At 61.4% G+C, this 13627-nt stretch carries 13 protein-coding genes and 1 tRNA gene; 6 read left to right on the forward strand and 8 right to left on the reverse strand.

Annotation, left to right across the window (positions count from 1 at the left end; all coding sequences use genetic code 11):
* The first annotated feature begins 94 nt into the window (after positions 1-94).
* Positions 95-655, forward strand: a complete 561-nt coding sequence (locus tag M0H32_RS29470) for an MFS transporter (RefSeq protein WP_282449319.1) — start codon at positions 95-97, stop codon at positions 653-655.
* 71 nt (positions 656-726) lie between these two features.
* On the forward strand, positions 727-1581 hold the full coding sequence (locus tag M0H32_RS10890; RefSeq protein ID WP_345779328.1) for an MFS transporter: 855 nt from the start codon (positions 727-729) through the stop codon (positions 1579-1581).
* Positions 1582-1760: 179 nt separating this feature from the next.
* Here the strand turns inward: M0H32_RS10890 and M0H32_RS10895 are convergent, their stop codons facing one another.
* The 4 genes from M0H32_RS10895 to M0H32_RS10910 all read right to left on the reverse strand — a co-directional run bounded on the left by M0H32_RS10895 (position 1761) and on the right by M0H32_RS10910 (position 5971).
* A complete protein-coding gene (locus M0H32_RS10895; protein WP_248153786.1) occupies positions 1761-3245 on the reverse strand; it encodes an MFS transporter in 1485 nt (494 codons plus the stop codon).
* Positions 3246-3514: 269 nt separating this feature from the next.
* The gene (locus M0H32_RS10900) at positions 3515-4060 is read right to left on the reverse strand and encodes an RNA 2'-phosphotransferase (protein WP_248153787.1); all 546 of its coding nucleotides are present in this window, start codon (positions 4058-4060) and stop codon (positions 3515-3517) included.
* 291 nt (positions 4061-4351) lie between these two features.
* A complete protein-coding gene (locus M0H32_RS10905) occupies positions 4352-5506 on the reverse strand; it encodes a slipin family protein (RefSeq protein ID WP_248153789.1) in 1155 nt (384 codons plus the stop codon).
* Positions 5507-5897: 391 nt separating this feature from the next.
* Positions 5898-5971, reverse strand: a tRNA-Leu gene (locus tag M0H32_RS10910).
* A gap of 444 nt (positions 5972-6415) precedes the next feature.
* Between M0H32_RS10910 and M0H32_RS10915 the strand changes: the two genes are divergently transcribed.
* Positions 6416-6856, forward strand: coding sequence for a ketosteroid isomerase-related protein (locus tag M0H32_RS10915; RefSeq protein ID WP_248153792.1), 441 nt, complete (start codon positions 6416-6418; stop codon positions 6854-6856).
* Positions 6857-6969: 113 nt separating this feature from the next.
* Positions 6970-7659: an SDR family NAD(P)-dependent oxidoreductase gene (locus tag M0H32_RS10920; RefSeq protein ID WP_248153794.1), complete on the forward strand. Its 690-nt coding sequence runs from the start codon at positions 6970-6972 to the stop codon at positions 7657-7659.
* Positions 7660-7701: 42 nt separating this feature from the next.
* Here the strand turns inward: M0H32_RS10920 and metK are convergent, their stop codons facing one another.
* From metK to M0H32_RS10935, 3 genes are all read right to left on the reverse strand, one after another.
* Positions 7702-8889, reverse strand: a complete 1188-nt coding sequence (gene metK / locus M0H32_RS10925; protein WP_248153796.1) for a methionine adenosyltransferase — start codon at positions 8887-8889, stop codon at positions 7702-7704.
* Positions 8890-8989: 100 nt separating this feature from the next.
* A complete protein-coding gene (locus tag M0H32_RS10930; protein WP_248153798.1) occupies positions 8990-10684 on the reverse strand; it encodes a glycine/sarcosine N-methyltransferase in 1695 nt (564 codons plus the stop codon).
* A gap of 476 nt (positions 10685-11160) precedes the next feature.
* The gene (locus M0H32_RS10935; RefSeq protein WP_248153800.1) at positions 11161-11487 is read right to left on the reverse strand and encodes an ArsR/SmtB family transcription factor; all 327 of its coding nucleotides are present in this window, start codon (positions 11485-11487) and stop codon (positions 11161-11163) included.
* Between the two features lie 78 nt (positions 11488-11565).
* Here M0H32_RS10935 and M0H32_RS10940 point away from each other — a divergent pair, with 78 nt between their 5' ends.
* Positions 11566-12048, forward strand: coding sequence for a DUF6428 family protein (locus M0H32_RS10940; RefSeq protein WP_248153802.1), 483 nt, complete (start codon positions 11566-11568; stop codon positions 12046-12048).
* 55 nt (positions 12049-12103) lie between these two features.
* Here M0H32_RS10940 and M0H32_RS10945 read toward each other — a convergent pair whose 3' ends face one another.
* Positions 12104-12895 (reverse strand): crotonase/enoyl-CoA hydratase family protein, encoded by a 792-nt coding sequence (locus M0H32_RS10945; RefSeq protein ID WP_248153804.1) that lies wholly within the window; start codon positions 12893-12895, stop codon positions 12104-12106.
* A gap of 83 nt (positions 12896-12978) precedes the next feature.
* Between M0H32_RS10945 and M0H32_RS10950 the strand changes: the two genes are divergently transcribed.
* Positions 12979-13563, forward strand: a complete 585-nt coding sequence (locus M0H32_RS10950; protein WP_248153806.1) for a TetR/AcrR family transcriptional regulator — start codon at positions 12979-12981, stop codon at positions 13561-13563.
* Positions 13564-13627 lie beyond the last annotated feature (64 nt).

The raw sequence follows: 13627 nt of genomic DNA on the forward strand, positions 1-13627 counted from the left end.
GCGTGGCGGTCAGGCTTCCCCACGGAAACACCGAAGGTTCACCTCATCCCGTTTATGCTCGCCAGACCGGCTTCTCCTGAAACGGGGGTATGACATGAGGGACCATCAGACACCGGCGGACGCGGTGCCGGCCACGGCATCCGGATCCGTTCGGCCCCAGACCTATATCGAGGAGACGCCGCAATGGCGGGATGGCACGGCCGTCGACTCTTCGGTTCTGACCGGGATGCAGTGGCGGATCTGGTGGCTGGCCAGCGCGGGCAAGTTTTTCGAGGGCATGGTCGTCTTCATGACCGGCATCGCGCTGCCGCTGATCGGCCGTGAATTCGGCTTGAGCGCTTTGGAACACGGGCTGGTCAGCTCGGCGGTGCTGTTCGGCATCCTGATCGGCGCGACGGCACTCGGCGGCCTGGCGGACCGGTTCGGCCGCCGCATCATGTTCATTGTCGAAATGGCATTGTTCATCCTGTTTCTGCTGCTGCTGGCCGCAGCTCCGAGCCTCTCGATAACACTGCTTGCTCTCTTCGGCATTGGCCTGGCGCTCGGCTGCGACTATCCGACGGCGCATATGGTGATCTCTGAAAACATTCCGGCGCGGGCGCGGGGAAAGATGGTGCTGGGCGCTTTCGGGGTTCAGGCCATCGGTGCCACATAACCGGCACCGGCATTGCCTTTCTGACGCTGACCTGGTTTCCCGATCCGGAATCCTGGCGCTGGATGTATCTGGTGGTTGTTCTGCCGGCGGTGCTGGTGCTGGTCGGCCGGTTTTTTGTGCCGGAAAGCGCCAGTTGGCTGATGGTCAAGGGCCGGGTTGCCGAAGCGGAAAAAGCGCTGTTGCAGCTGTTGAACCGGCAGCCGACCTATCCGACCGATATCACGCTTGGTGCGCCGGCCGGAGCACAAGGCAGCCCCGAGGTCAAAATCAGTTTCCGGCGGTTTCTTGGCGATAAAAAACTGCGGCGAGCGACGCTCTTTGCCACTGTGCCCTGGTTTCTGCAGGATCTCGGCACCTATGGCATCGGTATCTTCACGCCGTTGATCCTCACAAACGCGATCGGCGTGAAACGGGAGCATGTCGGCTCGGTCGCCGGACTGGTCTATAACGACCTGCTGGCGGCCAAGGGCGCGGCACTGATCGATGTGCTCTTGATTGTCGGCATCCTGGCCGCCATTTTTCTCACCGACCGGGTCGGACGGGTGCGGCTGCAGATGATCGGTTTTCTGGGCTGCGCCGCCGGTCTGGCGATTGCCGTGACCGGGAACAATGCCGGCACGGGCTGGGACATTCCGCTGATCTTTGCCGGTTTCATGCTGTTCAACTTCATGACCAATCTGGGACCGAACGCCCAGACCTATCTGATTGCAGGCGAGGTCTTTCCGGCGGCCAATCGCGGCGTCGGTGCGGGCTTTGCGGCTTCCTTCGCCAAAATCGGTGCGGTGACGACCGCGTTCCTGTTTCCGGTTCTTCTGAAAAACATCGGCACCGACGCGCTGCTGATCGCCCTGGTGGCGACCTCCGTGCTGGGCGCGTTCATCACCTGGGTGTTCCGCATCGAAACGAAGGGTGTTTCGCTGGAGTAAGGGAAGGCAAGTCGTTTGGTTTCATTTGTGAGGCTTGCTCCGATCTCTCCTTCGTCTTCCCGGCCAAGCGCAGCGCGAGCCGGGACCGGGGAGCCAGGATCCTGTTTTGGAAAAGTTGTTCCTCAGGATCGTCCTTGGCTCCCCGGTCCCGGATCTTCGCTGCGCTGCGTCCGGGATGACTATGGAGAGGGAAGTTCGACGGAGCGCAGGGTCTCTCCAACTTCCTGCCGGATCAGCCTTCGGCGCAGGACCAGCATGGCGACAGCCGGCACCAGTGTCAGGCCGGCATTGATGTAAAAGACAGTTGCCCCCGACTGGACCACCGCCGTGCGGGTCAACAGCGTGCTGTCACCGGCGGCGACCAATCCCGTCATGATCGCGAGCAGACCGGTCAGGCCACCGCCGATGGCAATGCCGGCCGAGGAAATGGTCGGCAGAATGCCGGAGACGAGGTTCCGGTCCTCGCCGTCGGCGCCATACATCAGCGAACGCATCAGGATCTGGTTGCACAGGCCATGACCGGCCCCGGTCACGACCGAGGCCGCGGCAAAGGCCCAGAGCGCGCCATAGTCGATGGCCAGCGCCGTCAGGCCGAGGCCGGCGGCGATCAGGAACGGACCGATGCCGAGATAGGTCAATTCGCGCTGCCGGTTGGGTGCCCGCGAGGAGATCATTGCGAAGATCGACCAGGAAAAGGCCAGCAAGGCGGCAACATAACTCGCCTGCGTGACGCTGAGCCCCCAGAGCACCTGGCCGATGGTGGTCACGAAAATGGCGCGCACTGCGGCGGCGACAGAGATCAGGATGACGATCCAGGTGCCGAGGCCAATCAGGGTTCGGGGCCTGAAGGCATCCTTCGGGAACAGGCGCCGCGCACTTGCCGCGTCGACCCTGAAGAGCAGTCCGGCCATGGCCAGTCCGGCCAGCGTTGTCAGAGCCAGCGGCAGCGGTTCATGCAGCTCGCCGATCACCGTCAGCAGGAAGATGCTGACAAGGAGCAGCAAAAGCCTCAATCCGAACCGGCCGGTTTTTCCTGGTTTCTCTGGCGCTGGCGCGGGTTTTGCCGCACCTGCCGGCAGCGCGGTGTTCATCAGGACGAACAGCAGCAGTACCAGCGGCAGGTTGATCAGAAAGGCGGCGCGCCAGGACCAGAGCTCGGCCAGGAGGCCGGCCGATACCGGGCCGAAGCCGGCTGCGATGGCCCAGACACCGGCCAGCAGCGCAAACACACGCGGCACCAGCACCTGCGGAAAGAGATCCGGGATCAGCGCATAACAGAGCGCGATGATCATGCCCTCGCCAAAGCCCTGCAGCGCGCGCCCGGCGATCAGGCCCTCTAGCGACGTTGAGAAGCCCGCGAGCACAGACCCGCCGGCCAGCAGCAGCGCCGCCAGCAGAAAGGGCAGGCGTGCGCCGAATTTCACTTTCGCGGCGCCCGTCAGACAGCCGGCGAGGATCGCCATCATCTCGAAGGAGGAAAACACCCAGAAGGCCCGGTCCTGGCCGCCGAGATCCCGGATGATGTCCGGCAGAACAGCGGTGGTGACAAAACCGTTGACGGCATGGGACCCGACCCCAAGCACCAGTGCCAGCGTCCCGGCGGCGCGTTCGGGCGCAAACAGGGACGGGCTGGCGGGCGCTTGCGCTGGCGATACGACGGACATGGCAACCCCAATAAAGAAAAATTTCTCTTTTTATATGGCGGGGTGAGCAATAAAGAAAGTTTTTTATTTTTTTATTTTGTTAACGGCTGCGCTTCCCCCAATGTCGCCATCCTGAGGAAGTGCGTCAGCGCTGTCTCGAGGGATGGGCAACATGCTCCTGAGCAAGAGGCCGGATCTACCCGCCTTCGCGGGCACATGCTTCGATACGGGCCTTCGGGCCTCCTCAGGATGGCGAAATGAGGGAAATGGAATTCCCCAAGTCTCCCGGTTCACCCCTCCACCAGCTCCAGAAAGGTCGGCGGCACAGCTTCCGTCAGCCAGACGCCGTTCCCGGTCTGGAAAAAGGCATGACCGGCGGCGTGCATGGGGCCGGCGGCCACTTTGAGAATGGCCGGTTTGCCATGGCGGGTGCCGACGTTGAGCGCTGTCACCGTGTCGGCGGACAAATGCACGTGGTGGCGGTTCATGGGTTTGAGGCCGTCGTTCAGGATCGGCGGAAGGAACCGAGTGGCGGTGCCGTGGAACAGGATGTCCGGCGGCGTGAGCGGTTCCAGGCCGAGGTCGATCTTGACCGAATGGCCCTGGCGGGCACGGATCCTGTCGCCGTCTTCGGAAAACTCGAAGCGCTTCTTGTCGTTGGTGTCGACAACCCGCTGCAGCTGGTCATGGCTGCTGCCCAGGCCGATGCGCTCGAGGGCGTTCAAAACGTCCTGGGTCTTGGCCCAGCCGTCTTCCGTCAGGCTCAGGCCGGCGTCCTGCGGTTGATGCCTCAGCCAGAGGGCGAGGCGTTTGGAGATCTTTGTGTCTGTTTTCATTGTCTTTTCTTGAATTGAATAGGTGCAAAGGTAATCGTGACGAAATATTGTGCCGCGCCGCGTATGCGGGACGAAAAAGGATTTTGCCATCCAGTACGCCAATCACTTCGTCATCCTGAGGAAGCGCGTCAGCGCTGTCTCGAAGGATGGGAAACGCGCTCAGGAACAAGTTTCCGATCCTTCGAGACGGACCTGGCGGTCCTCCTCAGGATGACGCTGCAGGGTTGGGCCAACACCGGGTTTGTTAGACCGTAATCGGAAACGGCGCAGGTGTCCCCGCGCCGTCCCTTTTCACCCGGTGCTTTCGTCGCGCAGCCGGACGAGGTCGTTCATCAGGCCGCCGGTGCCGTTGTGGACCGTCAGCTTGTCGACCTTGCCGGCAATGGCTTCCAGCGCTTCCAGCTCCTTCAGCCGCAGCATGACCGGGTTTTCGGCCATGACCTTGGCGGTGTTCAAAAGCGAACGGGTAGCGTTCGTTTCTTCCCGGCGCCGGATCACGTTGGCTTCGGCTTCCTTTTCCGCCGTCACCACCTTGTTGAGGATCTCACGCATTTCGCCCGGCAGGATCACATCCTTCAGGACAATGTCGGAGACCTCGACACCGATCAGGGCCATGTCGGCCCGGATCTTTTCGGCGGCGTCCGCGTTGACCTCGCCCTTCTTTTCAAGGATCTGGTCGAGCTTCAGCGCACCGAGCTGCTTGCGGAACACAAGCTGCAGCGCCCGGTAGAGCGTGTCGGTGAAGTCCTTCACCTCAGTCGCGGCCTTCACCGGATCCACCACGCGGTAGTCCGCGGAAAGGTTGATCCGGATGGTGACGCGGTCGAGCGTCAGGACTTCCTGACCGGTGACGTCAAGCGCCTGCCGCTTCAGGTCGATGACCTTCTGAGTGATGGTCCGGCCTGCCTTCCAGAAGGCGTGCACGCCGGCCTCAAGCACCTTGGTCAGGACGCCGTCGGCGAAGAGCAACGCAACGCTGCCTTCCGTCACCGGCACGATGACAAACTGCTGCGTCTGCCGGGCCTCGCCCAGCCGGCGCATCAGCTTCTGCGGCAGCTCCGGTTCGGCCTCCGTGTCGACGGTGGTGAAGGTCCACGGACCTGCCTCCGTCCACAGCACAAGCCGCTGGTCCGAGCCGAGCACGGTGTGGATCCGGTTGTCCCGTTCCACAATGGCGACTTCGCCCTGATGGGTCCGGATCACCGTCAGGTGCTCGTCAGCGACCTCCGGAAGCTTATCGAACAACGCCTTCTCGAAGGTCGACCGGAACTCGGAGCCTGCCAGGGCGTGACGCTCGACCACCAGGGTGCCACGGCCGTTTTTCAGGCTGTGTTCTCCCGGTCCGAGAATGCCTCGAAGCTCGCCCTTGCAGATATGCAGGGCCCGTTCGGTTTCAGAAATCACTACGCGGGTGCGGCCGCGGATCTTGTCGAGAAAAGTCGTCATGTCGATATTCCTTCCGGTGCTAAGGCACTTGGAGTCCTTTCATGAGGTTGAAGTCGGTTGGAGGGTGAAGGATCCGGCTGCTCCCATGGAACGGCCGGGGCGAAATATGAAAAGCAATGAGACCTGAAGAGAGCACAAAGTCTCCCGACGGGCCTTGGGCCAGTGGGCCGGGCGGCGAACAAGCGGGGCACGCCCGTTCGAAAACAGGCGGTTCCGGCACGATCGCGGCGCAGTCTTCGCCGAAGGCCAGGCGAGGCACCCGGCGTCCGCGGGCACCGCTTCATGCCGGAGCAGAGAGCGCCACCTGCATCTGCAAGTTCTCTTCAGGACCCGCAATGGAACAGCTTGGAAAGCTGCTGGCTTATCAGGCCAGTCCGGTTTTCAAGGCCGGGTTTTGGAGAGGGACTCGAACCCCCATAATACGGAACCTAAATCCGACGCCTTTACCAATTTGGCTATCCAAAAATCACAAGACAGGAGTCGAACCTGTGACCCTCAGGCAACATGCCTGATGCTCTACCCTCTGAGCTACAAGTGCTGGTATCCGATCTTCCGGTGCAGCATCCGTACATGAGGCAGCAGGGCTGGAACATGCGGGTGGCGAAAAAATGGCCGAACCATTGATGTCTGCGCCGGCTCGGTGACCGGTGAAAGGGTGATACAGTCAAAATGGTCCCGCAGGCAACTGACAATTTCATGACAGGGTGAAATTGATGCTTTTGAGTAACAGTATGTTGCAGAATGGCAACTTTGCGTTTGAGGGCATGACTTTCCCGGTTCAATAGGTTTTGTTTGTTTTGAAGAGGTTTCGGTGAAGATCCGTAAACCGCAATCCTCTCTCCCTCTTGCGCGGGGGCAGGCGCGCAGGCACACTCGCGGCCAAATTGCAGATTGCGGCAGAGAGGACCCATGGCCAACAAGCAGTCCCGGTTTCTGATCGACACCTATTTCGCGGCCTTCAACGCGGGCGACACCAAAAAGATGGAAAGCCTGGTCGCCGACGATCTGGTCCATGACGTCAATCAGGGTGAGCGCCGGGTCGGCAAGGACAAGTTCTGGTCCTTCAACGTCCATATGACCCGCTGCTACAAGGAACGGCTCACCGAGATCGAGCTGTTCGTCAATGAAGACGGCACCCGCGCGGCGGCCGAATTCATCGTCAATGGCAGTTACATCAACACGGATACCGGACTGCCGGAAGCCAAGGGGCAGACCTACAAGCTGCCCGCCGGCAGCTTCTTTGAAATTCGTGACGGCCATATCGCCCGCATCACCACCTATTACAACCTTCAGGATTGGATAGATCAGGTGAAGGAAGGCGAGGGCGAACAGGTGCCGGAGGAGGCCTGACGCTTTCCGCCTCACAGGCTTTTCATCTGCCTGTCGTTCGCGGCGGATGAATTCCGGCTGACCGGGCCCTATATGGGAAAAAACCCTTTTTTCTCGTCTCCGGGAGCCATTTCATGTCGAAAAACGCCCTTATCGTCGGTGCGGGCGCGGGGCTCAGCGCCTCGCTGGCGCGTGTCTTTGCGCGCGAAGGTTATGCCATTGCACTGGCTGCCAGGAACAAGGACAAGCTCGGTGAGCTGTGCGCGGAAACCGGGGCACAGGCCTATGCCTGCGATGCGTCGAACGCGGAGAGTGTCGCCGCCTTGTTTTCAAGCCTTGACGCAGCCGGGGCGGCTCCTGATCTGGTCGTCTACAATCCGAGCGGGCGGGTGCGTGGACCGATCGCCGAACTGGATCCGGCCGCAGTGCGGACGGCACTCGAAATAACGGCCTTCGGCGCGTTTCTGGTGGCCCGTGAGGCCGCAAAACGCATGGAGCCGAAGGGCGAGGGCACGATGCTCTTCACCGGTGCTTCGGCCGGTATCAAGGGCTTTGCGCAATCGGCTCCTTTTGCCATGGGCAAGTTCGCCTTGCGGGGCCTGTGCCAGTCACTGGCCCGCGAACTCCATCCCAAGGGCATCCATGTGGTTCATTTTGTCATCGACGGGGCGATCCACAATCCGGCTCGCGGCGCGCCGCATGATGACCCGGAGAAAACCCTGCATCCGGACGCGATCGCGGAGACTTATCTGGCCATGGCCAAGCAGCACCGCAGCGCCTGGACCAACGAGGTTGAGCTCAGGCCGCACATAGAGAGATTCTGAACGGAAAAACCCCGGCGCTGCGCCGGGGTTTGGTGTTCAACGTTACTCGGCTGCGTCGGCGCGGGCGCCGAAATGGCGGGCAAGGGCGTCGGCGATGTCGGTCTTTTCCCAGCCGAAGCCGCCATCGGCATCCGGGGCCCGGCCGAAATGGCCATAGGCGGCGGTGCGGGCGTAGATCGGTTTGGTCAGGCCGAGCTGCTCGCGGATGCCGCGTGGTGTCAGGCGGACCATCTCGCGCAAGGCCTTTGCGAGCGCGACTTCATCCACCTTGCCGGTGCCGTGGGTGTCGACATAGACCGCGACCGGCTCCGGCACGCCGATGGCGTAAGCGAGCTGGATCAGGCATTTGTCGGCGAGACCGGCTGCGACCACGTTCTTGGCAAGATAGCGCGACACATAGGCAGCCGATCGGTCGACCTTGGTGGGATCCTTGCCGGAGAAGGCGCCGCCGCCATGAGGCGCTGCGCCGCCATAGGTGTCGACGATGATCTTTCGACCGGTCAGGCCGGCATCGCCGTCCGGTCCGCCAATGACGAAGCGGCCGGTCGGGTTGATGTAGATCCGGTTTTCCGGGATGGACCAGCCGACAGGCAGGGCATGCAGAATGAAGGGCAGCACCGCTTCGCGGACCTCTTCCTGGCTGACATTTTCGCCGTGCTGGGTGGAAACGACAACCGCGTCGATGCCGGTTGGTTTGCCGTTTTCGTAGCGGAGCGTGACCTGGCTCTTGGAATCCGGCTGCAGCCTGGGTTCCTTGCCGGACTTGCGGGCCTCGGCCATTGTGCGCAGGATCTTGTGCGACATCAGGATCGGCGCCGGCATCAGCTCCTCGGTCTCGTTGCAGGCGTAGCCGAACATGATGCCCTGGTCGCCGGCGCCTTCCTCACCCTTGTCGCCCTCATCGACGCCCATGGCAATATCGGCGGACTGCTGGTGCAGGCGGTTGACCACTTCCATGGTGTTCCAGTGGAAGCCATCCTGCTCATAGCCGATGTCCTTGACCGCTTCGCGCACAAGATCCTCGACGCTGTCGAGGACTTTCTTGGGGCCGCGCACCTCACCGGCGACGGTGACGTGATTGGTCGTGGTCAGGGTTTCGCAGGCCACGCGAGCATTGGGTTCTTCGGCCAGAAAGGCATCCAGGATGGTGTCGGAAATCCGGTCGCAGACCTTGTCCGGATGGCCCTCGGAAACGGATTCACTGGTGAACAGCCAGGATTTCTGCGTCATTGCGCACTCCTTGTTGTTGGGAAATAGCCAGGTTGTTGGAAGATGTCGGATGCTGTCCGCCACAGTTCAAGGTGGCGGACAGCGTCCATTTTCATAAATGTCATTCAGGCTTGCGGTACATCTGGATGCCCCAGGCGAGCTGGCCGGCATCGGCGCTGTCGACCCAGTTCTTGAGACCCGCGGTCATCTTGTCGAGATATTCGGCCGAAGCACCTTCACCGCGCAGCTTGTCGTAATTGGCCAGAAGCTCCTCGCGCACCCGGAAATAGTGGTTTCGGAGCTGGTTGGTCATGTCGCGCTGTTCGCTGATCTCGAATCCGAGCGCCTGTGCCGCTTCGCGGTAGAAGCGGAAAGACCCCAGGCTGTTGAGCTGCAGACGGTCATAGACGGGCTGAAGCGCTTCCGGGTCGGCATCGTCGGCCTGCATCGGATCGGTGAAGATGAAGTAGCCGCCCGGCTTCAGCACCCTGTGGACTTCCTTCAGGACCTGGTCACGCTGGTCGGAGTGCAGGATCGCGTCCTGGCTCCAGACGATCTCGAAGCTTTCCGGCTTTTCCGGAATGTCCTCAAAGACACCGTGGACGACCCTGATCTTGTCCTTGAAGCCCTGCTGGACATTGCGGTGCCGGTTGGTGTCGTTCTGGACATCGGAAATGTTCAGGCAGACGGCCTCGCAACCGGTCTCTTTGACCACCTTGCGCATGGCGCCGCCATAGCCGGAGCCGATGTCGAGCACCTTGGCGTTCTCATCGAGGTTCGGCAGCATCTTGACCATCTCGTCGATGGTCAGATCGGAGGCTTCGCGGATGTTGCTGGTGGTGTCATAGAGACCGATATGCAGGTCCTGCCCGCCCCAGACGACACTGTAAAACGTGTCGGCGTCGTCGCTGTCGTAATAGGTTTCGGCGACTTCGCGGATGTCCTGCTTGCCGTCCTCGAGCTGCGCACCGCCCCAGCGCACCAGGTGCAGGCTGGATTTTTCGGCAATGTGGATGAAGAAGTCAGGGTCGGTCTCGGCGAAGGTTTCCTGGAAATCGCCATAGGTGCGTACGCGCTCGAAGCCGGCCTCGGAGAGCAGCTGTCGCATGTAATTCTTGCGCACGGGGCACATGTTGAGCGTAAATTCGGCGCCGTCCGGGAAGCTGTATTTGAACCGGGCGAGACCCTCGTCCAGATAGTCCGGCTCGGCCGTCACCTTCTTGCCGGCATAGTAATACTTGTGCTTGTTGGAATAGTCCTTGTTGTCGAGCATCGCATCGTAATTGCGCTGGTCGATGATCAGGATGCCGTCATGCTTCAGGGCGGCATAGAATTCGGCCAGTGCCCGGCGGCGGTCCTTTTCGTCATGCAGGTGCGTGAAGGAATTGCCGAGACAGATGATGGCGTCGTATTTGCCCTGGATGTCCCGGTTGAGCCAGCGCCAGTCGGCCTGTACGGTCTTCAGGATCATGCCGCGTTTCTGGCCGTTCTCGAAGGCCTTTGCCAGCATGGCGGCAGAGCCGTCCGCGGAGGTGACGTTGAAACCGGCCTTGGTCAGGCGGACGGAATGGAAGCCGGTGCCTGTGGCGACATCGAGGACGGTTTCCTTGCCGCGGGCGCGCAGCACGTCCATGAAGAATTGGCCCTCGCTGTCGGCCCGGGCATCCCAGTCGATCAGCTCGTCCCATTTTTCAACGAAGGACATGATGTACTCGCCGCGATAAAGGTCGGTTTCTCGGTCCGCGATCGGATCCTGACCATACGCCTGCTCGTCCAGTTGCAACTCGGCATTTGTCGCCAACTGTTGTGCCTGCATGGATTCATTCTCCTTTGGGTCGGTTTAATTTGGCTCGGGATGAGCCGCAGAGCGCACGCGCTCATTCACCGTCCGTGTCTGGGCGGTGTGGTTCGGAACTGTTCAGTTTCAGGTCCGGCGACAATGTGCAGCGGTGCACGGGACGGAATTCAGACAGCCCTTCGCGCGAAGGGCGGGGTGCCGGACCATGTGGCAAGAGGCGCGCCGGAGCAGCTCAAGGTGGCCGCGAAGAGACCGGGTCGACATGCACTATCGACCGGTTCGGCAGAAGGGCGCTCCCATCGGCCATAAGGTGGCGGGACCTTAACAAACGCCTGAGTCATTACAACAGCTGGTCCAGGACGTTCCCGAAGCGGGGAAGAGGTCAGGCGGTTAAGAGGCTGATTTTTATGGGGAAAATTTTTTGTAAAAGTTTTCTGACAGGACTCTGCAGCGTTGCTGCGATGGAAAATCAACCGCAGAAAGCAACGCCGGTGTCAGCATTTGCCCGCCGGCTGGCAGCAGGCACGCACCGTGTCGTTGTTGTTGCAGCAATCCTCCAGAAGATAGCGGATGAGCGCGCCCATGGCGGAAAAATCGACCCGGTAGCTGATCTGCCGCGACTGCCGGCTTGAGGTGAGCAATCCGGCCTCTGCCATGTTGGCCAGGTGGAAGGAGGCCCTCGACGGGGTGGCGCCGACCAACACCGCGATTTCACCGGCCGTCAGGCCGTCAGGCCCAGCCGCGACAAGCGTCTTCAGGATGCGCAGGCGGGTTTCGCTCGAGATCGACGACAGCGCGGCAAGGGCATCGGCTTCAGTCATATTTCAAACTTTCTTGAAATTTGTTTCGGTCTGTGTCACGACTATATTTCAACAAACCTTGAAATGAAAGGAGTCGACATGACCTGCAACACCCTTCTGGAAACCCTGGATACGCTGCCTGAGGACGTGCCACTTGTGTTTGCGACCCCTGAGGGCGAGATCGGCGACGGTTACCATGTCACCGAGTTGAAGCTGGCACACGTGACCGGGATTGACTGCGGCGCACGGATGAACACCTGGAGCGAGGCGACACTGCAGCTTCTGGACGGGACAGGAGAAGGGCACATGCCGGCAGGAAAGTTCGCGGGCATTCTGCGGCAGAGCATCGGCAAGGTATCAGGGCTGGGAGACGTGCCGCTGCAGGTCGAGTTTGCCCATGACAACAGGGGAAAGAGGCTTTACCGGCTTGAAACCCCGGAAATGACAGATGGGCGGATTGTCATTGGGTTGCGTGACACGCGCGCACACTGCAAACCCGCGCTCGACATGAAGACCGCGCTCGGTAGTTCGGCAGGATGCTGCGGAAGTGGCGCTGCCGAGTCCGCAGACTGTTGTCAGTAAGAAGCCCAGGGCTGCGCGCGATTGCCCTGCCGGATCGCGCGCAGCATTTGGTGTGTCACACACCCTGGTACTCCGGCATGCGTCGCTCGATCCAGGCATTGAGGCCCTCATGGACATCTGCCGTTGCCGCCATGCGGGCGAATTGCTCCTGCTCGATCTGAAGACCTTCGGCAATGGTCGTATTCAGGCCCCGGGTGACGGCGTTGAGAATGCGGGCAGCGGCAAGCGGGGAGTGGCGCAGGATGCGTTGGGCAAGGTCGAACGCCGTCTCCAGAACCTTGTCCGGTGCCACCACCTTGTTCACTAGCCCCAGTTCATTGGCGCGGTCGGCGGAAAACGGATCGCCGGTGAGAAGCAGTTCGAGCGCACGTTTGCGTCCGGCCAGGCGGGGAAGACGCTGGGTGCCACCAAAGGTCGGCGGGATGCCGAGGTTGATTTCCGGCTTGGCGAACAGCGCCGTGTCGGCGGCGACCGCCAGATGCACGGCCTCGGTGATCTCGCAGCCGCCGCCATAGGCAAGCCCGTTGACCGCGGCGATGACCGGTTTGGAATAGGTTTCCAGCCGGGCGGTCATCGTTTGGCCCCGGCGGCAGAAATCGCGGACGGCGATGTCGACCCCTTGAGTAATGCTTTGGGCAAATTCATGGATGTCGCCGCCGGCGGAAAAGGCCCGTGGCCCGGCTCCTGTGATGACAATGGCCCGGATGCTGTCGTCCAGTTCCAGCGCGTCCAGATGCTGCATCAGAAGGTCGTTGGTGGCGTAGTTGAGGGCGTTCAGCCTTTCCGGGCGGTTGAGGGTCAGAAGGGCAATCGGGCCCTGGCGGTCCAAGAGCACGGTCTCGGTCATGGGTGTCTCCCGTTTCAATTTGACCAAGACAGGCTAGGCGCAGAGCCGGTTGAAATATATTCACTGGTGAGTATACTTTTCGGATGACGGTACGAGCAAGCAGCGCGAAAGAGCGCATCCTGACAACGGCAAACAAGCTGTTCTACGCGGAGGGCATCCGGGCAGTCAGCCTGGACGTGATCGCCGAAAAGGCGGGCATCACCAAGAAGACCGTCTACTATCATTTCAAGAGCAAGGACGACCTGATCGAAGCCTATCTGGCTTCACGCGACCAGCCCAACCTGACCCAGTTCCGCAAGTGGTTCGAGGCAGCCGATGGCGGGTTGCCGGAGAAGGTCGAAGCGATCTTTCAGAACATCGCCAAAGCCGCGCGCCACCCGAAATGGAAAGGCTGCGGGTTCCTGCGCACGGCGGCGGAACTCGCGAACATGCCCGGACACCCGGCGATGACGGTGGGGGCCGCGCACAAGAAGAAGTTCGAGGACTGGATGGCGGCGGAGTTCGAGGTCGCAGGGCTGGACCGGCCCGAGGCTCTGGCGCGCCATATGGTGCTGCTGCTGGATGGGACGTTCTCCACCATCCTGGTGCACCGGGACGCGGCCTATGCGGACGCGGCCGGGGAGGCGGCGAAGGCGCTGGTGGCGGGGGCGATGGGCCGGGCAGGGTGAGGCAGGTGGAGTGCACTGACCTTGTTGGGGTCTTTTGAAGGCAGGTCAACCTGCTAGTCCGTCA

The sequence above is a fragment of the Roseibium sediminicola genome, assembly GCF_023156505.1.
Taxonomy (GTDB): Bacteria; Pseudomonadota; Alphaproteobacteria; order Rhizobiales; family Stappiaceae; genus Roseibium; species Roseibium sediminicola.

Excerpts from the sequence above, each read along its gene's own strand:
- M0H32_RS29470 (WP_282449319.1), top strand. The coding sequence starts at position 95 with ATGAGGGACCATCAGACACCGGCGGACGCGGTGCCGGCCACGGCATCC.
- M0H32_RS10895 (WP_248153786.1), bottom strand. The coding sequence starts at position 3,245 with ATGTCCGTCGTATCGCCAGCGCAAGCGCCCGCCAGCCCGTCCCTGTTT.
- M0H32_RS10900 (WP_248153787.1), bottom strand. The coding sequence starts at position 4,060 with ATGAAAACAGACACAAAGATCTCCAAACGCCTCGCCCTCTGGCTGAGG.
- M0H32_RS10905 (WP_248153789.1), bottom strand. The coding sequence starts at position 5,506 with ATGACGACTTTTCTCGACAAGATCCGCGGCCGCACCCGCGTAGTGATT.
- M0H32_RS10915 (WP_248153792.1), top strand. The coding sequence starts at position 6,416 with ATGGCCAACAAGCAGTCCCGGTTTCTGATCGACACCTATTTCGCGGCC.
- M0H32_RS10920 (WP_248153794.1), top strand. The coding sequence starts at position 6,970 with ATGTCGAAAAACGCCCTTATCGTCGGTGCGGGCGCGGGGCTCAGCGCC.
- metK (WP_248153796.1), bottom strand. The coding sequence starts at position 8,889 with ATGACGCAGAAATCCTGGCTGTTCACCAGTGAATCCGTTTCCGAGGGC.
- M0H32_RS10930 (WP_248153798.1), bottom strand. The coding sequence starts at position 10,684 with ATGCAGGCACAACAGTTGGCGACAAATGCCGAGTTGCAACTGGACGAG.
- M0H32_RS10935 (WP_248153800.1), bottom strand. The coding sequence starts at position 11,487 with ATGACTGAAGCCGATGCCCTTGCCGCGCTGTCGTCGATCTCGAGCGAA.
- M0H32_RS10940 (WP_248153802.1), top strand. The coding sequence starts at position 11,566 with ATGACCTGCAACACCCTTCTGGAAACCCTGGATACGCTGCCTGAGGAC.
- M0H32_RS10945 (WP_248153804.1), bottom strand. The coding sequence starts at position 12,895 with ATGACCGAGACCGTGCTCTTGGACCGCCAGGGCCCGATTGCCCTTCTG.
- M0H32_RS10950 (WP_248153806.1), top strand. The coding sequence starts at position 12,979 with ATGACGGTACGAGCAAGCAGCGCGAAAGAGCGCATCCTGACAACGGCA.